The 17,827-nt window shown below is 64.0% G+C and carries 15 protein-coding genes and 1 pseudogene; 7 read left to right on the forward strand and 9 right to left on the reverse strand.

Annotated elements, in window-relative coordinates; translation table 11 throughout:
- Nucleotides 1-122 precede the first annotated feature (122 nt).
- Entirely contained in the window at nucleotides 123-908 is a 786-nt protein-coding gene (locus VSR82_RS28680; protein ID WP_429455579.1) for a response regulator transcription factor, read from the reverse strand.
- Between the two features lie 317 nt (nucleotides 909-1,225).
- Nucleotides 1,226-1,443 (reverse strand): annotated as a pseudogene (locus VSR82_RS28685) (YadA C-terminal domain-containing protein); the annotation flags it as partial.
- A 32-nt stretch (nucleotides 1,444-1,475) separates the two neighbouring features.
- Between VSR82_RS28685 and VSR82_RS28690 the strand changes: the two are divergent.
- The gene (locus VSR82_RS28690) at nucleotides 1,476-1,826 is read left to right on the forward strand and encodes an EAL domain-containing protein (protein ID WP_429455581.1); all 351 of its coding nucleotides are present in this window, start codon (nucleotides 1,476-1,478) and stop codon (nucleotides 1,824-1,826) included.
- Nucleotides 1,827-1,828: 2 nt separating this feature from the next.
- Here VSR82_RS28690 and VSR82_RS28695 read toward each other — a convergent pair whose 3' ends face one another.
- Nucleotides 1,829-2,977 carry a branched-chain amino acid ABC transporter substrate-binding protein gene (locus tag VSR82_RS28695; RefSeq protein ID WP_429455582.1) on the reverse strand — a complete coding sequence of 383 codons (1,149 nt, stop codon included), beginning with the start codon at nucleotides 2,975-2,977 and terminating at the stop codon, nucleotides 1,829-1,831.
- Nucleotides 2,978-3,012: 35 nt separating this feature from the next.
- On the reverse strand, nucleotides 3,013-4,245 hold the full coding sequence (locus VSR82_RS28700; protein ID WP_429455583.1) for an NAD(P)/FAD-dependent oxidoreductase: 1,233 nt from the start codon (nucleotides 4,243-4,245) through the stop codon (nucleotides 3,013-3,015).
- A 343-nt stretch (nucleotides 4,246-4,588) separates the two neighbouring features.
- Here VSR82_RS28700 and VSR82_RS28705 point away from each other — a divergent pair, with 343 nt between their 5' ends.
- Nucleotides 4,589-6,016, forward strand: a complete 1,428-nt coding sequence (locus VSR82_RS28705; RefSeq protein ID WP_410849342.1) for an aminotransferase-like domain-containing protein — start codon at nucleotides 4,589-4,591, stop codon at nucleotides 6,014-6,016.
- Nucleotides 6,017-6,089: 73 nt separating this feature from the next.
- Nucleotides 6,090-6,662, forward strand: a complete 573-nt coding sequence (locus tag VSR82_RS28710; protein ID WP_410849343.1) for an FUSC family protein — start codon at nucleotides 6,090-6,092, stop codon at nucleotides 6,660-6,662.
- 27 nt (nucleotides 6,663-6,689) lie between these two features.
- Here the strand turns inward: VSR82_RS28710 and VSR82_RS28715 are convergent, their stop codons facing one another.
- Complete coding sequence (locus VSR82_RS28715; RefSeq protein ID WP_498858270.1) at nucleotides 6,690-7,667, reverse strand: cupin domain-containing protein; 978 nt, start codon at nucleotides 7,665-7,667, stop codon at nucleotides 6,690-6,692.
- A 116-nt stretch (nucleotides 7,668-7,783) separates the two neighbouring features.
- On the opposite strand from VSR82_RS28715, the gene VSR82_RS28720 reads away from it, so the two are divergent.
- Nucleotides 7,784-8,125, forward strand: a complete 342-nt coding sequence (locus VSR82_RS28720) for a carboxymuconolactone decarboxylase family protein (RefSeq protein WP_429455585.1) — start codon at nucleotides 7,784-7,786, stop codon at nucleotides 8,123-8,125.
- A gap of 143 nt (nucleotides 8,126-8,268) precedes the next feature.
- On the opposite strand, the gene VSR82_RS28725 is transcribed toward VSR82_RS28720, so the two are convergent.
- Nucleotides 8,269-9,765 carry a carbohydrate porin gene (locus VSR82_RS28725; RefSeq protein WP_429455586.1) on the reverse strand — a complete coding sequence of 499 codons (1,497 nt, stop codon included), beginning with the start codon at nucleotides 9,763-9,765 and terminating at the stop codon, nucleotides 8,269-8,271.
- 1,010 nt (nucleotides 9,766-10,775) lie between these two features.
- Here VSR82_RS28725 and VSR82_RS28730 point away from each other — a divergent pair.
- The 3 genes from VSR82_RS28730 to VSR82_RS28740 all read left to right on the forward strand — a co-directional run bounded on the left by VSR82_RS28730 (nucleotide 10,776) and on the right by VSR82_RS28740 (nucleotide 14,229).
- Nucleotides 10,776-10,916 (forward strand): hypothetical protein, encoded by a 141-nt coding sequence (locus tag VSR82_RS28730; RefSeq protein ID WP_368583737.1) that lies wholly within the window; start codon nucleotides 10,776-10,778, stop codon nucleotides 10,914-10,916.
- A 213-nt stretch (nucleotides 10,917-11,129) separates the two neighbouring features.
- The gene (locus VSR82_RS28735; protein WP_429455587.1) at nucleotides 11,130-12,887 is read left to right on the forward strand and encodes an ABC transporter permease; all 1,758 of its coding nucleotides are present in this window, start codon (nucleotides 11,130-11,132) and stop codon (nucleotides 12,885-12,887) included.
- Between the two features lie 4 nt (nucleotides 12,888-12,891).
- Complete coding sequence (locus tag VSR82_RS28740) at nucleotides 12,892-14,229, forward strand: ABC transporter ATP-binding protein (RefSeq protein ID WP_429455588.1); 1,338 nt, start codon at nucleotides 12,892-12,894, stop codon at nucleotides 14,227-14,229.
- Nucleotides 14,230-14,305: 76 nt separating this feature from the next.
- Here the strand turns inward: VSR82_RS28740 and VSR82_RS28745 are convergent, their stop codons facing one another.
- The 3 genes from VSR82_RS28745 to VSR82_RS28755 form a co-directional block, all read right to left on the reverse strand.
- A complete protein-coding gene (locus tag VSR82_RS28745) occupies nucleotides 14,306-15,310 on the reverse strand; it encodes a sterol desaturase family protein (RefSeq protein WP_498858271.1) in 1,005 nt (334 codons plus the stop codon).
- Nucleotides 15,311-15,330: 20 nt separating this feature from the next.
- Complete coding sequence (locus tag VSR82_RS28750) at nucleotides 15,331-16,341, reverse strand: YncE family protein (RefSeq protein ID WP_429455590.1); 1,011 nt, start codon at nucleotides 16,339-16,341, stop codon at nucleotides 15,331-15,333.
- Nucleotides 16,342-16,533: 192 nt separating this feature from the next.
- On the reverse strand, nucleotides 16,534-17,589 hold the full coding sequence (locus VSR82_RS28755; protein ID WP_410849349.1) for an aldo/keto reductase: 1,056 nt from the start codon (nucleotides 17,587-17,589) through the stop codon (nucleotides 16,534-16,536).
- Nucleotides 17,590-17,827 lie beyond the last annotated feature (238 nt).

Below are 17,827 nucleotides of genomic sequence, written 5' to 3' on the forward strand. Positions count from 1 at the left end.
GAGGGGTCATTGTGAATTTGTCTTGAAGATACGCCGAACCGTGTGACGACTCACTGCAGAACCGCGCAACGAGCCGCGAGGACCGGTATCCGCTTCGGGTCGCACAGGGTCCGGTCGAATCGCTAGCGCAGATTGCTTCGCGCGCGCTGCGCGGGCGTGTCGATCTCCGCGACGGGATCGTCCGGTTCGCAGACCTCCGGGGCCTGCGCAACCGCACTGCCGGCATCGACCTCGTCGAGCCGGTAACCGTGCGTATAGACGGTCGTCAATCGCACGCCGTTGTCCGGCCGCAGCGCCAGCTTGCGTCGAAGCCGGTAGATGTGCGTGTCGATCGTGCGCGAGGTACTGTCCAGTTCGCGGCCCCACGCAAGCTTTGCCAGAAGCCGTTTGGAAACGACCCGGCCGACGTTCGCGAAGAAATAGGCGGCCACGTCGAATTCCTTTTCCGTCAACAGAATCGATTCGCCGTGCAGAAAAACGCTGCGCTGCGTGACGTCGAAGATATATGGCCCAACCGCGATGGCGCTTTCCACTTTTATGCTGCGCCGTGTGCGACGCAATAGTGCGCCGACCCTTGCCCCCAGCTCTTTGGCCCGGAACGGCTTGACGACGTAGTCATCCGCGCCGGCGTCCAGCGCCTGCACGATGTCGACTTCCAGAAGCCGGCTGGTCACGAACAGCACCGCGGGTTCGCGGCCCAGATGACGGCGTATCCAGTACAGCACCTCGAAGCCGCTCATGCCCGGTAATTCCCAGTCGAGCACAACCAGATCGACCTCGTTGGTCTGCAGAAAACTGATTGCGTCCTTGCCCCGTTCGACCTTGCTGATTCGATGTCCGGACTGTCCGATTTCCCTTTCGACCGAATCAGCTTGTACGGGATCGTCTTCCACCAACAGGATATTCATCTATCACCTTTTTTCCTTCTCGCTGCCGACTGGAAGACCGGCCCCCCACAAACGCGGCGAAAGACATTTGTATCGGGAATTCCACTCACACGAGCAACCAGTTCAAACAGGACGAAAAAGCCAACCTACAAATCGCATACGGCACCGGGTAAGCGCGAGCGGCCAGTTGAGCCGGTCCCGTAGGCCTTGTGAATTTCGAGAAGAACGATAGAGCCAGTCGCTTTTCAAATCCCCCCCTTCGCGGAGGGGGGATGGCGTTTTCGAAGGGGGGGTCATCTAGCGTGGTCGGCCCCCCGACTATGTTCGAACGGTCCGTGTCACCACTGATATCCGACACCGGCGCCCACCACACTGCCCGAAGCGCTCGTACTGACGCCGCCCTTGACCTTCAGGTTGTCGGTCACGCGCGCAGGGAAGCCGATCGCAACCGGGCTGTGTAGCCCTTGTAGTTGCCCGAGCCGATTCCGACCGCGAGGGTCCTGCCGGGGTCGACGTCAGGGATCATCGTCAACGCGGTCGCGCCGGCGATGCCGGCGAGAATGCGGTGTAAGCGTCGCGATCGACGACTTGGGCGCGGGGTGCTGGTCTCTCGGCATTCTTCACCATCCCGGCATCGACACGTTGAAGCTGGACCGCAGGTTCATGCGCGATGTTCGGGACGATGCGAATTCGAGAGTCGTGGTCGAATCGCTGATCGAGCTTGGAAGACGACTTGGGAAGCGGGTCGTCGTAGAGGGTGTCGGAACGGCCGTCGATCGCAGCCGAACAGATAGACAAGCTGGTTGCGCGGCTTGGCCTCGTTCTTTGACCAGATGCGCGTTCCAGCCCCGAGGTTTTGACGGCGAAATGATCGCGGCCGAGGCCCGCGGCGGCACGCCACAAATGCACCGTCGCCACCACCGGCCCGGCCGGGATTAGCCTTACACTCCGCTCCCGCCCACGGTCCGCTGACTCTTCCACTGCCCCTGCTGCACCTCGAACAGCGTATAAGGCGGCTTGATCAGATCTCCATGCGGATCGAACGCGATTTTCCCCGTCACCCCCGTTATGTTCACTTTCGGGAAAGCCGCGACGATCTTCGCGCGATCGAGCGAGTCCGCGTTCTGAATCGCCTGAATCATCGCCAGCGCGGCGTCGTAGGCGAACGGCGCATACAGCTCGACGTCCTGATTGAAACGCGCCTTGTAGCGCTTGCCGAACTCCTGCGCGGACGGCAGCTTGTCGAGCGCAGGACCGGGCTCGAGATCGCGCGTGCCCTCGCCCGCGTTGCCCGCAATCTGCAGGAACGCGTTGCTCTTCAGCGCCCCCGCGCCAAACAGTTGCGCGGGCATGCCGAGCGAGCGCATCTGTTTGACCAGCATCGCGCCCTGCTCGTCGAGTCCGCCGAAAAAGATCAGGTCGACGTTTTTCTGCTTCAACGAAGTCAGGATCGCGCGCAGATCGACCGCCTTGTCGTTCGTGAATTCGCGATCGACGACATTGCCGTTCGCCTGCTTCGCGCCCTTCTCGAAGGCATCGGCGAGGCCCTGGCCGAACGCGGTGCGATCGTCGATGATGCCGATGCGCTTCGCCTTCAACTGCTGCACCGCGAACTCGCCCGCAATCACACCGCCGACGCCGTCGTGCCCCATCGTGCGAAACACGTTCGCGAAACCCTGCGCGGTGAGCGCCGGATTCGTCGAGCCCGGCGTGATCATCGCGACGTTCGCCGTGTGATAGACGGCCGAGGCCGGAATGCTGCAGCCCGAGTTGTAATGGCCGATCACGCCGACCACGCCGTCGTCGACGAGCTTCTGCGCGACCTGGATCGCGATGCGCGGATCGGCCTGATCGTCCTGCACGTCGAGCACGTATTTGACGGGTTTGCCGCCGATCATCGGATGCTTCGCGTTTGCTTCGTCCACCGCGAGCTGCGCGCCGTTCTGCAGATCCTTGCCGACCCGCGCGACCGGTCCGGTCAGCGGTCCGACGAAGCCGATCTTGACGATTTGCGGCTCGGCGCCATACGACGGCGCATGCGCGCACAACATCCCAAGGGCGAGTGCGACAACCAGGTTTCTGCGTTTCATGATGTCCGTCCTCTTCCGTGCAGCAGTTGCGGTGATTAAAAACGACGCGGGCTATAAGGCGCGAGATCGAGCGGCGGCACGCGTCCCGCCACCAGATCGGCGACGACGCTGCCCGTCACGCCGCCCAGCGTGACGCCCAGATGCTGATGACCGAACGCGTAGACGACGCGCGGCGACGCGCTCGACGCTCCGACGACCGGCAGGCCGTCGGGCAGGCTCGGCCGGAAACCGAGCCAGTCGCTATCAGGCTGCGTCAATTGCGGCAGCGCGAGCCGCGCGGAGCGCGTGATCAGATCGAGCAGCGCGGCATTGCGCTGCGGTCCATAGCCGCCCAGTTCGACGGTGCCCGCCGCGCGGATGCCGCCGTCCATCGGCACCATGTAGAAGCCGCGCTCGGCCCAGCCGCACGGCCGTGAAATCAGCGACGAAGTGCCGGGGAAGCGCACGTGATAGCCGCGCTCGGTATCGAGCGGTACGCGGTCGCCGCATTGGCGCGCAAAGCGGCCGGAAAATGCGCCGGCACAGACGACCGCTTGCGCGGCATCGTATGCGCGACCCGCTTCGTCGACGATGCGCACGCTGGCGGTGCCCGGCACCAGCGCGCGAACCGCGACGCGCTCATGCCTGAGACCGCGAGCGAGCAACGCCGCGTGCAGCGCCTGCAGAAAGCCGCGCGGGTCGCCGAGGAACCAGCTGCCGTTGAACAACGTGCCGTGCGCAAAGATCGGCGCGAGATTCGGTTCGAGTGCGGCGATGCCGGCGCGGTCGAAGTTTTCGAAGCACACGCCGAGCGAGCGGCGCAACGCGAGCGACGGCTGGGCCGCGTCGAACGACGCCGCATTCGAATACAGGTACAGGCATTCGCGCGGCCGCACGAAGCGCGACAGGTCGTCGCTTTCGAGCATCTCGCGGTAACCGTCGAACGCGCGCGACAGCAGGCTTGCGAGCGCTTGAGCGCTGTGCTCGTAGCGCCGCGGCATCGACGCCCATAGAAAGCGCGCGAGCCAGGGCGCGAGTTGCGGCAGATAGCGCCAGCGAATCCGCAGCGGACTCGTCGGCGAAAACAGGAAACGCGGCAGATTGCGGAACACCGCCGGGTTGTTCACCGGAATGCAGCCATAGTTGGCGAACGTGCCCGCATTGCCATATGACGTGGCCTCGCCCGGACCCAGTGCGTCGAACAGCGTGACGTGGTGACCGTCGCGCATCAGCCAGTAGGCGCTCGACACGCCGATGAAGCCCGCGCCCAGCACGGCGACTTCGCTCATCGCGCTCGCCGGCCGGCCGCACTGGCCGCCCGACCCGAACTTGCGCCGGATGCACCGACCGGCAGGAGCGTGCTCTGCTGCTCTGTCACGACCGTCCCTCCTGTACTACAGTTGCGCGTCGTCTTTGGACACAGCGCCACACAAATCATGATTTAATACTCACACAAAGTTTTTTTGTGTGCAACTAATTTGGCTTTGTGTGGACTTAGGTACTTTCCCCGAGCGAGACGGGCTGGCATCGTGCAGTTCGAGGTACTTCCGGTTGCCGATCCGACTCCGAAGGGGTTTAGTATTGGCTTGTCCCGCACGCTCGGACGAGTTTTTGTATGGAGATTCACGCTGGATGAAAAGCGCCATTGACCACACAAACGGTGAGGACGTTCTCCAGACAAAGGGCCGTCAGCCGACTTATCTCGAAGTGTCGCGCAGCCTCGAGGAAAAAGTCCGCAGCGGCCTCTACCCGCCGGGCAGCCGTCTGCCGCCGCAGCGCGAACTCGCGTTGGAGCTGGGCCTGAATGTCTCCACCGTGTCGCGCGCGTACAAGGAGTTGCAGGCGCGAGGGCTGATCGTCGCGAGCAAGCGGCGCGGCTCGATCGTCACCGGCGGCGCCATGCCTGCCGTGCATGCCCGCGGTGACAACACATCGGCAAGCGGCCACGCCGACGCGAACGCCGTGCTCGACCTGACCGTGAACCGGCCTGCCACCGGTGAATTCCTCACCCAGCTCGCGCGGACGATGGCACAGATCGCGCACGATCCCCGCTATCCGCAGACTCAGGAATATCAGCCGCCGCAGGGCCCCGAATGGGCGCGGGCCGCGGGCGCGCAATGGCTCGCCGCGCCCGGCTTCACACCCGGCGCCGACAGCGTGGTCGTGACGAGCGGCGCGCAGCATGGCCTGTATGCGGTGCTGAGCAGCCTGATGGGACATGAAGGCGTGATCCTGTCGGATCAGCTGACCTACTACGGCCTGAAAGCCCTGGCGCCGGTGTTTCAGTTCGAACTCGTCGGCATTCCGAGCGACGACGAAGGGCTGCTGCCCGACCGTCTCGAAGACGCGTGCCGGCATCGGCGCGTGAAGGCGATCTTCACGGTGCCGAATCTGCAGAACCCGACCGTCGTGACGATGAGCCTCGCGCGCCGCGCGGCGCTCGCCGACATCGCGCGCCGGCATCACATCGTGATCATTGAAGACGACGTGTACGGCCCGCTGCTGCAAGCGCGCCTGCCGACGATTGCGAGCCTGTGCCCCGAGTTGACCTTCCACATCACGTCGACGTCGAAGATCCTCGCACCGGGCCTGCGCATAGGCTATCTGCACACGCCGCCGCATGGCGCGGCGCTGGCCGCGGAAGCGGTGCGCACGACCGCGTGGATGCCCGCGCCGCTGTCGACGCTGATCGCCACGCGCTGGATCGAGGACGGCACCGCGCAGACGATCCTCGACGCGCAACGCACCGAGTTGCGCGCGCGCCAGGAGATCGCGCGCGAATTACTGCCCGCCGAGCATCTGAAGAGCGATCCCGCATGCATGTTCGTGTGGTTGCGCGTGCCGCCGCCGTGGCGCTCGGACGATTTCGCGGCCAACGCGCTCGCGCGCGGCGTCAACACGATGCCGGCCTCCGCGTTCGCGGTGGATCGCTCGACGGTCGAACACGGCGTGCGCATCAATCTCGCTTGCGCCGAGTCGCGCGAGCAGTTGACGCGCGGCCTGCAAATTCTCGCGCACACGCTGCGCGACCGGCCGCGCGCGCTGTTCGGCACGATCTAGACTGCGGTGGAAGCATCGGGCGGAGCCGCTAGAATACGGCACGACCCTGCCCCTGCCGAGCCGCCTTCATCCGATGACTCCGTCCGACGATTCAAGCCCCTCCTCGCGCACGCCCGCCGCTGATGCGCTGTTCGCGTTCCTGAAGACGCTGCCGCTCGGCGACCGCTTGATCGAGGGTGGCTTCATGGCCGTGCAGGCGGTGGCGGGCGCGAGTCTGGCGTTCGGCATCGGCCGCGCGCTGCACACCGAGCAGGCGTTCTGGGCCGCGATCACCGCGATCGCGGTGAGCCAGCACAGCTATATCGACACTCGCAAGCTGTCGCGCGACCAGTTCATCGGCGCGATGGTCGGCGGCATCTGCGGGCTGATCGGCACGCTCTTGGGCGGCGGCCATTTTGCCGCGTACGCGGCGACCGTCGCGGCCGCGATCCTGATCTGCTGGGTCGTCAACGTCGGCAGCGCGGCGCGCCTCGGCGGCATCACGGCTACGATCATGCTGCTGGTGCCAGGCATCGGTCCCGCGTGGGACAAGGCCTTTCTGCGGCTTGCCGAAGTGACGCTCGGGACGGTCTGCGCGCTCGTAGTCGCGCGGCTGATGGCGTCGCTCGAAAGACGTGCGTTCAGAAAGGGCGAAACGCCCAAATAGAATCACACGCGCGCGTCGATTCTTTGGTCAGTCGTCCGGAGCATCGTCCGTTTGCGTGCGGCGCCGGTAGCGTCCCGGCGTCACGCCGACGCTTTGCGCGAACGCCTTGCCGAACGCCGCCTCCGACTGATAGCCGACCGCCTCGCCGATGTCCGCCGCGCTGCGTTGCGTGCGCAACAGCAGGTCGCTGGCGATCGCCATGCGGATCTGCGTAAGAAAATCCATCACGGTCACCCCCGCGCGCTCGTTGAAGCGGCGCGCGTAGGTCGCGCGCGACATCGCGGCGCGCTCGCCGAGTTCAGAGATGGTCCACGCGCGTTCGGGCGCGTCGAGCATCGCTTGCACCGATGCGCCAAGTCGTGCGTCCGTCAGCAACGTGAGCATGCCGGCGCTGTTCGCATTGCGCTCGCCGTGCACGCGCAGTGCCATCGCGAACAGCGCGTGGCTCAAGGCCGTGACGATGGTCAGCGCGCCAGGCTGACGCCGCGCCGCTTCACTGCGCATCAAGGTGATCACAGTTTGCAACGCATCGAGCGTTTGCGCGTCCCCGAGCGACACGTGCAGCGGATCGGGCAGCGCATTGAGCAGCAACGCCGACGAACCGGGCGCATAGACGAAGCGGCCGCACAGCAGATCGACGCCGTCATGAGTCGCAGTGTGGTTGGGCGTCTGCGCGGATGTGGCGGCTTCCTCACCATCGTTGCGCCGCACCGGCAGCATGCCGTCGTGCCCGAGCGTCAGCGGCAGGCCGCCCGCCGAGCGCTTCACGTCGCGCACGCGATGCGCGGCGCCACGCGGAAACATCATGAAATCGCCAGTCTTCAGTTCGAGTTGCGCGCCGGCCGCGGTCTCGATCACGCAACTGCCGTCGAGCACCAGATGAAACGGCGCGACACCCCCCTCCAGCGGCGCGTGATCGATATCGAATGCGCCCGATAGCAGGCAGCGAAGATCGAGGCTCGCTTGCGGGCGGGCAAGGTCGATCAGGCGACTGAGCGTGTCCATGAGACGAGCGCGCTAAAAGTTGAGTGGAATGAGTATTCAGGATATCGCGGCGCGGCGCAATACTGTTTCCACGACGACGGCAACCGCCGTCGCGCAACAGACCAAGGAGCACTGCCATGTTGAACTGGATCGATTACCGCAAGGAACTGTTCGGCCGTATCGGCGAAATGTCGAAATTCGCGCCGGAGAGCGTGAAGGCGTATCAGGCGATGTCGAGCGCCGGTCAGAAGACCGATCTGCTCGGCGCGAAAACGCGCGAGCTGATTGCGCTCGCGGTTGCGGTGAGCCTGCGCTGTGACGGCTGTATCACGGTCCATACGGCCGAGGCGCTGAAGCACGGCGCGACCCGCGAGGAAATCGCCGAAGCGCTCGGCGTCGCGATGGCGGTCAACGCGGGCGCGACGCTGGTGTACTCGGCGCGCACGCTGGACGCGGTCGCCGCGCATACGCAGGCGTAAGCGAGTCGATGATGAGCCGGGGCGCTCGCTAAATCATCGTGTGGCGTAACACGCCGCATCGGCCGATCATGTTCGGCGATGCGGCGCGCGGCCTTTGTTGAAGCAATTGATGAAGCGCGTATCAGCCTGCTCGCGACCTTTCGTCAGAACTGGATCGTCGTGCGCAAGCCGAGAACCGCTTCGTTCCTGATGCGCTGGGACGAATCGTCCGGGTCCGGAATCCCGCCGCCCGGCCGCCAGAAGTACTGGAAGTCCGCTTGCAGCATCCACCACGGCGCGACCTGGTATTGATAGGTGGCTTCGAGCACCGTCTCCGCGCTGCGCGACGGATAGCCCGGCGTGTACAACGCCTGCGCGCTCGCCAGATTCTGCGCGTGCGAGCCGATCTTTGCATAGCCGAGCGCGAGCCCGACCACATCGTTGTCGCGGCCCTTGAACGGCGCCTTTAGCGTGACGCCCGCGTTGACGCCGAGATCGACCAGATTGCGATCGCCCGGCGCACCCATGATGCGAGCGAACACGCCGACCGACTGCGGACTGTCGGGGCCCGCGCGCCACACCATCTGATCGGCGACTGCGTAGAAGCTGTAGTTGCCGCGATGACTCGTCGGCACGCCGTTGCTCGCCGGATTCGCCAGCGACAGGCCGCCGGTGTCGAAACCCTGATCCGCGAAGTGGTTGCTGTTGTACCAGAATCCGAGCTTGTAGGTGCCGGGCAGGCCAGCCGGCCTCGGATCGGAAGAATTCGCCGACGGCTGGTTGATCGCGTACTGCAATTCGCCGATCACGAGCGCGCCGTTGCCGAGATTGAAGTTCGTGCCGCTCGCGTTGAGCTTTTGCGGATCGCCGACGCCTGGCGCCGGATTGCCGTCGAATACGCCGCCCAACACTGTGACGCCGTTCGCGAACGATGCGCGCGCCCTCACACCGAGCGACGACAGCGGATAGGCCGGCCCGCCCGCGGGCAGATCGACGGCCGGCAGCACCGGCCAGCCGAACGTTGCGTTCATGAAGGTGGCTGCGTACTGGCTGACCATGAACTCCTGGTCGAGACTCTGCTGGCCGATCTTCACATCGACGTTGCCGAGCGACTGCTGATACCACAGTTCCCACAGACGGGTGGCGGCGTCGGCTTCGATCCCGCTCGCGGTTTGCAGTGTTTGCAGATTTCTGGCGGTCAGGCTCGTGCCGTGAATCTGCAGACCGGAGACATTGAAGGTGCCGCCCGGCAATCCGAAGGCCTTTTCCGTATCGACGACGAGTCCGAACCCGGTCAAGCCTTGATAGGCACCGCCGCGATTCGTGCCGCCCGACAGGTTGCCCATGTACTCGCTGGTCTCCTGCAGATTGAACGTCACACCGTAGTTGCCGAGCCAGGGACGCAGGCCGCCCATTTCGCCGAAGAGGTTCGAGCGCTCCCACAATCCGCTCGGCGCTGCGACGGTCTGATCGGCGGGCGCCGCGTTGTCCGCGGCGCCGGGAACCGGTGCGGCCGGTGCAGTCGATGGTGCTGTTTGCGCAGGCGTGGCTTCGCCGGGTGTCTGCGCGAACCCGCAAGGAACGAGGCCGAGAGAAAGGACCGCAGTCACCGCGATGGAACCGCCGGAGCCCAGTAGTCTGCGCTTGTCGATATTTTTCATCGGTTATTGGGGATTGGAGTTATGGGCGGATCGCTCCGTCGTGATTCGCACATGCGCACCGAGGTGTGCGAAAGATCCGGCAAACAGCAAGCGCAAATGCGAAAGCGCAACCGCCTGAGCAGGCAGGCTCGCAGACGACGATCAAAAAAGAGCAGGCGTGCTACAGAAAACCGGCAGCAAGGCCGCTTGGAATTGAAGCGCGCTAACCCGACTTGGGGCGAGTTAGCGGCGAAGGAGTGAACCTGCGGCGACTATCTCGCGGTGGTGCTGCCGGCGCTGGCCGGCATCGGACTTCCACTTTCTGGACAAGGGTCCATGGACGACTCCTTCGATACGTTGGGGCGGATTGTATTGACATGCTCCGCAAAAGCGCAAGTAAAAATCGCGCAAAGACGACATCGGGTTCTTGGGGGCTCGCGCAATGATTCTCAAACTCGTCGAGCAAGCCTTCGTTGAAAAATGTTGGCTCTGCTTACAGAACCAGGTTGACTCCGGGTTTTTACCGCGTCTAGAATTCGCCCGTCTTCCCGAATGAGGCTGATGCCTTGGACACCTGCAGTAGTCAATCTTCGAACAGTTTCACTGCCTGACCGGCAGAACGTCCGCGCCCTCGTCCTCGCGCCGCCGTTCCGCCAGCAGGCAGAACGGTGCGCGCCGTAGCAAAGCTCCTTCGTGCACCTCGATCATTAGCGCCATGTGGACGCGGCCTTCGCTCGTCCGCATTGGCACGCCCTCGCAAGCCTTCTGGTTTGCGGCCGACGCTCGCCCATACCCGCGCCTGCTCACGGGTTCGGGCGAGTCCGGCAGAACCACGCTGCGCGCCTGCGCGCAGTTCAACCCGACGAGGAGCCGACATGCCCGACGGTGACAGTTGTTGTTGTTTATGCCCCTTGCCTTCAGCCTTACAGAAGGAAAGCAGCTAGCACCCTGACGCCGCGCCAAGCGTGCGACGTTGGACCGTCTGCCCGCTTTCCGCTTGCCGCGTCGCACACGACGCGCGGAGAAACGTCATGAATTTCGCTCTGCTTTTGCCGCATCTGCCTTATCGCAACGAGTCGCGTGCTCACTACGAGTCGCTTCTATCGCTCGCTCCAGTCCGATCGAATCGGCTCGCCACGCTCTGGCGCCGCATCGGCTCGCTGTTCTCTTAAGTTCTGCCAAGCTGGTGTCACGAATCAACGCCATCATCGAAAGATTGTGGCGTTGCCTCGTCGTGACCGTTGTTTGCTGAACAGTCCTTTTATCAACTTGCAATTCGTCATGTTCCAACTCAACGATCCGTCGCGAATCGATGCGCAGGCCACCACCCTGTACGGCGTCACGACTTCGCTGCTCACAAATACTCACGGCCACGGAGGTGATTGATGGAGTTCGGTTTCAATCTGAACCGCACCGCCAATGCATCCGCCCGGCGGCTGCTTCCAAACGGCTGGGACTTCGTTGCCTTTCCGCTGATCATCTGCCTGATCGCGATGGCGTCGATCGGCTTTCACGAGACGCTCGCGCCGATGTCGACGCTAAAGACCCAGGCGATCTCGCTCGATCCGGCCAACCTGCCCGAGTACGCGATGCGCACCACGCTGCGCATGCTCGCGGCGATGGTCGCCTCGCTGATCTTCACGCTGGTCTACGGCACGCTGGCCGCCAGGAGCCGCCGCGCCGGCCTCGTGCTGGTGCCGATTCTCGACATCCTGCAGTCGGTGCCGGTGCTCGGCTACATCTCGTTTACGGTGACCTTCTTCCTCGCGATGTTCCCGGGCCGTGTGCTCGGCGCCGAGCTCGCCGCGATCTTCGCGATCTTCACGAGCCAGGCGTGGAACATGACGTTCAGCTTCTACCAGTCGCTGCGCACGGTGCCGCGCGACCTCGATGAAGTGTCGCGCGGCTTTCACCTGACCTCGTGGCAGCGCTTCTGGAAGCTCGAAGTGCCGTTCTCGATGCCGGGCCTGATCTGGAACATGATGATGTCGATGTCGGGCGGCTGGTTCTTCGTGGTGGCTTCCGAAGCGATTACGGTCGGCAACAACACGATTACGCTGCCGGGCATCGGCGCCTACCTCGCGCAGGCGATCAGCGACAAGAACCTGCACGCGATCGGCTGGGTCATCCTCGCGATGACGGTCGTGATCCTCGCCTATGACCAGCTGCTGTTCCGTCCGCTCGTCGCGTGGGCCGACAAGTTCCGCATGGAGACCACGAGTTCGGGCAACGCGCCGCAGTCCTGGCTGCTCGACATGATGCGGCGCACACGTCTGATTCACCAGTTGCTGACGCCGGCGGGCGTGATGCTCGCGAGCACCGCGCGCATCCCTTTGCGTGTGCCTTTCGCGAGCGTCCGGCGTGCCAGCCGAGCGCGCAGCGACACGTCGACACGCGTCGCAGACATCGTGTGGGCCTTGCTCGTATTCGTGCTGACGGTCTATGTGATCTATCGCGTCGTCGCCTATGTGCGTACCGGCGTGACGCTCGACGAGGTCGGTCACGTGTTCCTGCTCGGGCTCATCACGCTGCTGCGCGTCGCCGTGCTGATCGCGATCTCGTCGCTGATCTGGGTGCCGATCGGCGTGTTGATCGGCCTGCGTCCGGCGCTCGCCGAGAAGGTCCAGCCGCTCGCGCAATTTCTCGCCGCGTTTCCCGCGAATCTGCTGTTCCCGGTATTCGTGATCGTGATCGTGCGCTTTCATCTGAATCCGGATATCTGGCTGTCGCCGCTGATCGTGCTCGGCACGCAGTGGTACATCCTGTTCAACGTGATCGCGGGCGCGACCGCCTATCCGAACGACTACCGCGAGGCGGCCACCAATTTCCGCATCCGCGGCTGGCAATGGTGGCGCCAGGTGATGCTGCCGGGCGTGTTCCCTTACTACGTGACCGGCGCGATCACCGCATCGGGCGGCGCGTGGAACGCGAGCATCGTGTCCGAGTTCGTCCAGTGGGGCGATACCAATGTGGTCGCACACGGCCTCGGCGCCTATATCGCCGAGACGACCGCCGCCGGCGACTTTCCGAAAATCATCCTTGGCGTCGCCGTGATGGCGCTATTCGTCACGCTGTTCAACCGCGCGCTGTGGCGCCCCCTGTATGCCTTCGCCGAATCAAGGCTCCGACTCGACCAGGAGTGAACCCATGCAAAACGTCATTCAAGCCATTCCCGCCGACCTGCCACAGTCGTCGCCGCGCCTGGGCGCGCAAGTGCTGAACATCGAGCACGTGAGCCGCGGCTTCCATAAAAATCAGAGCGAGCTGCTGGTGCTCGACGACGTGAATCTGACGCTGCGCGAGGGCGAGATCGTCGGACTGCTCGGCCGCTCGGGCTCGGGCAAGTCGACGCTGCTGCGCATCATCGCCGGTTTGATCCGGCCGACGAGCGGCAATGTGACCTATCTGGGCAAGCCGCTCGACGGTCCAGCCGAGGGCGTCGCGATGGTGTTCCAGACCTTCGCGTTGTTTCCGTGGCTGACCGTGCTGCAGAACGTCGAAGCGGGGCTGGAGGCGCTCGGCGTCGGCGTCGAGGAGCGGCGCACGCGCGCGCTCGCGGCGATCGATCTGATCGGTCTCGACGGCTTCGAAAACGCGTATCCGCGCGAACTGTCGGGCGGCATGCGCCAGCGCGTCGGCTTCGCACGCGCGCTCGTCGTCGATCCGACCATCCTGCTGATGGACGAGCCGTTCTCCGCGCTCGACGTGCTGACCGCCGAAACGCTGCGTACCGACCTGCTCGACCTGTGGAACCAGGACCGCATGCCGATCAGGTCGGTGCTGATCGTCACGCACAACATCGAGGAAGCCGTGTTCATGTGCGATCGCATTCTCGTACTGTCGTCGAACCCCGGGCGCGTGGTGGGCGAGACCATGGTGCCGTTCGCGCATCCGCGCAACCGGCTCGACCCGGATTTTCGCGCGCTCGTCGACGAAATCTACGCGAAGATGACCGCGCGCCCCACTGGAGCCGCGGCCAGGCGCGAACTCGAACCCGGCAGCTGGTTGCCGAACGTGTCGACGAACCTGATGGCTGGTCTGATCGAAACCCTTGCGGCAGCGCCCTATAACGGCCGCGCCGACATGCCCGAGATTGCGCGCACGCTGCAGCTGGAAGTCGACGACCTGTTCCCGATCGCGGAGATGCTGCAGTACCTCGGCTTTGCCGAAGTCAGCGAGGGCGACGTGTTTCTCACGCCGCCCGCGCACCGATTCGCCGAGGGCAGCACGCAGGAGCGCAAGATCATGTTCGCCGATCATCTGTTGCAATGCGTGCCGCTCGCCGCGCGAATCAGGAAGGTGCTCAACGAACGGCCCGGACATCGCGCGCCGCGCGTGCGCTTCGAGCAGGAACTCGAGGACCTGCTGTCCGACAGCGCGGCGCAGGAAACCCTCGATGCGGTGATCGACTGGGGCCGTTACGCGGAAATCTTCTCGTACAACGACAAGACGGAAACCTTCAGTCTCGCGGACGTCGAGACCTGAGCGGGGACCGAAACGAAATGGCCGCGGATAACCTGACGGAGGTGCTCCGCGGCCATTTTTCGGTTCGCACCGACCTTCACGGATTGATCTCGCCCGCACCGTGCCGGCCACGCAGCCGCGCGGCGATGCGGCCGAACGCGTACCACTGCTGCGCGATCAGCCCATCCCCATACGAGCGCGCGGCGCCATGCGGCGCGGGCAACTGATCGCGGATGCCGGTCGGCTCGACGGCGCGCGCCCACGACGCGGTGCCGAACAGCATGTCCCACCACGGGAACAGCACGCCGAAGTTGCAGCCGTAGCGGGTGCCTTCGTGGCCATAGCCAATTGCATGATGCCGCCGATGAAACGCCGGGCTCACGATCAGCCGTTCGAGCAGCCATCCATACGCGAGGCGCGCATTCACGTGCTGCACGCTCTGCATGAAATTGCCGAGCGCGACGAGCACGACGAACTGGTTTGGCTGCACGCCGATGAATAGCGCAATGGCCGCAAAAAACGCCGCTTGTAAGATGTCGTCTAAAAAGTGATTGCGGTCGTCGGCCCACAGCGACATCTGCCGCTGGCTGTGATGAACCGCATGCAGTTCCCACCACACGCCGAACCGATGTTGCCAGCGGTGATACCAGTAGCCGGCGAAATCGAGCGCGATCAGGTAGATCAGAAACGACACGAGCGGCTGATCGGTGACGCCCGGCCACAAATCATCGACCTCGATGTTGGGCACGTCGTGGATCGCCATCAGGCTCTGCCAATGGTTGAAGAACGGCTGCAGCAGAAAGAAGAATGCAAGATTGATGATGCCGAGCTTGGCGATCCACGTGTAGATCACGTCCGCGCGCAGCGCCCTGCGGTCCGCCCAAGTCTCTACCGGGCGCAGCGCTTCGAGCGGGCGCAACAGCAGATACGACACGACTATCTGCAACGCGCCGACGATCACCCAGTAGAGCGCGTCGTAAGATTCTTCGTCGTAGCCCATCAGATTGAAGCGGTAGAAGATCGGCTGGACCACGTCGACGTACAGCAGCGTCTGCAGGGCTGAGATGCCGTTGTCGAGTTGAGCGGCGAGTTCGTGAAACATGTAAAGCCTTTCGGGTTGCCTCAGTCGGGATTGGGTGCGTAGACCGGCGCGCGGTTGGCGAAATACAGTCCGTGCGGCGAGCGCCCCACCGCGATCGTATCCACCAGCCGATGCGTGCTCAGATCGATGACGCCGACGTGCCTCGCGAAGCGGAACGTGACCCATAGATAGCGCCGGTCCGCCGATAGTTCCATGTCGTCAGGGCCCGGCATCAAACCGGTGATGTCGGCCACTTTGGTCAGCGTGTTGTAATCGAGAATGCTGATCGTGTTCTCCACGCGATTCGACACGGCGATGTGCCGGCCATCGTCGAGATTGCGGAAGTTGTGCGCGCCGCGGCCCGTGTGGATCTTCTTCACGAGTTGGCGGTTTTTCCAGTCGACCACCGCGACATTGTCTTCACCCGTCATGCCGACGAGCAGATACCGATCGCCCGGCGTCATCCAGAGTCCGGCTGGCGTCTTGCCTACATGCAGCTTCCACGACACTGACTGTGTCGGCAGATCGATCGCCGCGACCTCGCCGGTGTCCTGGAGCGTGACGAACACGGTGCGGTTATCGGCTGAAAAGGTCAGGTGGCTCGGTGTCTTCGCGAGCGCTATCCGCTTCGCGAGCGTCACGCTCTCGCCATCGTAGTGATAGATATCGATGCGATCGAGCCGCAGGCCCGCGGTGACGAACCACTTGTGGTCGGGCGAAAAGCCGAGCTGGTACGGATCTTCGATGCCCTCGACACGGCGTTGCACCTGGCCGCTGTGCGGGTCGACGAACATCAGGTCGTTCGAAATCGCATCCGCGACGATCAGCGAACGGCCATCGGGCGTGATCATCAGATGATGCGGTTCCTTACCGGTCGGCTCGGTGCCGATCACTTTGTGGGTGACGGGATCGATCAACGTGAGCTGCGCTTCGCCGGAGTCGAGCACGATCACGTTGTCGGCGGCGTGGGCGAGATGAGGCGTTGTCAGCGAACAGCAAGCCAACGCCGCGAAAGCGCCGGCTTTTGTAATCGAAGCGAATGCGAATGTCACGAACCGGATAGGAGTCTGAAATACGACACGTGGGCATCGGTGCGGCCGATGCGGAAGACGACCTGCCGTATGAAGTCTACGCGCAATCGCGTGGCAAATGTGATGACCGTCGCCGCCGCGCGAGCATCAAATTCGCGCGGCCCAACGAAGACGATTCAGGCTTTCCTCAGCGTTCGCGAGAACGCCGTCGCGCTATCGCTGCACGACGTGCCGAACCTCGGCCAGTTGTTGCCGGCGCTGCTCGCCCTGCCGCTCCAGCATCCAGCCCGGATACTCGGCTGGCAGCGCGCTGACCTCGGCGAGCTTCGCGAGCTCATCCGCGGATAGCGCGACGTTGGTCGCCGCGATGTTGTCGTCGAGCTGCTCGATTTTCTTCGCGCCGACGATCACCGTGCTGACGACACGCTGATGCAGCAGCCACGCCAGCGCGATCTGTGCGACCGATACGGTCTTCGCCGCGGCCATCTCGCGCATCACGTCGATGCAGTCGTACGCGCGTTCGCGATTGACCGGCGGAAAATCGAAAGTCGTGCGACGGCTGCCCGCTTCGCCCTGCTGTTCACGTCCGTATTTGCCGCTCAGAAAACCGCCCGCGAGCGGACTCCATACCATCAGGCCAAGGCCTTCGCTTTGCAGCATCGGCACGAGTTCGCGTTCGAGATCGCGGCCCGCGAGCGTGTAATACGCCTGCAGCGTTTCGAAGCGCGCGGCGCCGAGCCGCTCTGCGATGCCGAGCGCCTTCGCAATCTGCCATGCGGCCCAATTCGACACGCCGACATAGCGCACGTGGCCGTGCTGCACGAGCGTATCGAGGGCGCGCACGGTTTCTTCGATCGGCGTGGCCGGATCGAAACCGTGGATCTGATACAGGTCGACGTGATCGAGTTGTAGACGCTTCAGGCTCGCCTTGATGCCGTCGAGGATGTGATAGCGCGACGCACCGCGCGCGTTGGCGAACTCGCCGGTCTGGCCGAACACCTTGGTCGCGATCACAACCTTGTCGCGCGGCACTTTCAGGTTTTTCAGCGCGTTGCCCGTGATCAGTTCGGACAGGCCGCCCGAGTAGACGTCGGCCGTGTCGATGAAATTGATGCCCGCGTCGAGCGCCCGGCCGACCAGCCGCTCCGCGTCGCTTTGCTGCAGATCGCCGATCTGCCGCCAGATGCCTTCGCCACCGCCGAAGGTCATCGTGCCCAAACACAACTCCGATACAAACACACCGGTACGGCCCAACTGGTTATATCGCATCGTCGACGCTCCATCGTGGGGACAGGGAGAATTGTGAAGCGTACTGCAAATGCCGGAGGCTGGCAGGACGGGCGCACGCGGCGAGACTACGAATTCCAGCAGTTACGCAACGCCCAACGCGCCGCACACGAGCGCCGAAAACCTGCGAGACTGACCGCTATTGCGTCGTCAGCGTCGAATAGCCCGCAACCGCAAAAACGGGCGACATTAGCGGGTACTGATCCAGCCGCCCCCACTG

It is taken from the genome of Burkholderia sp. JPY481 (assembly GCF_038900515.1).
In the GTDB taxonomy this organism is placed as follows: domain Bacteria; phylum Pseudomonadota; class Gammaproteobacteria; order Burkholderiales; family Burkholderiaceae; genus Paraburkholderia; species Paraburkholderia youngii.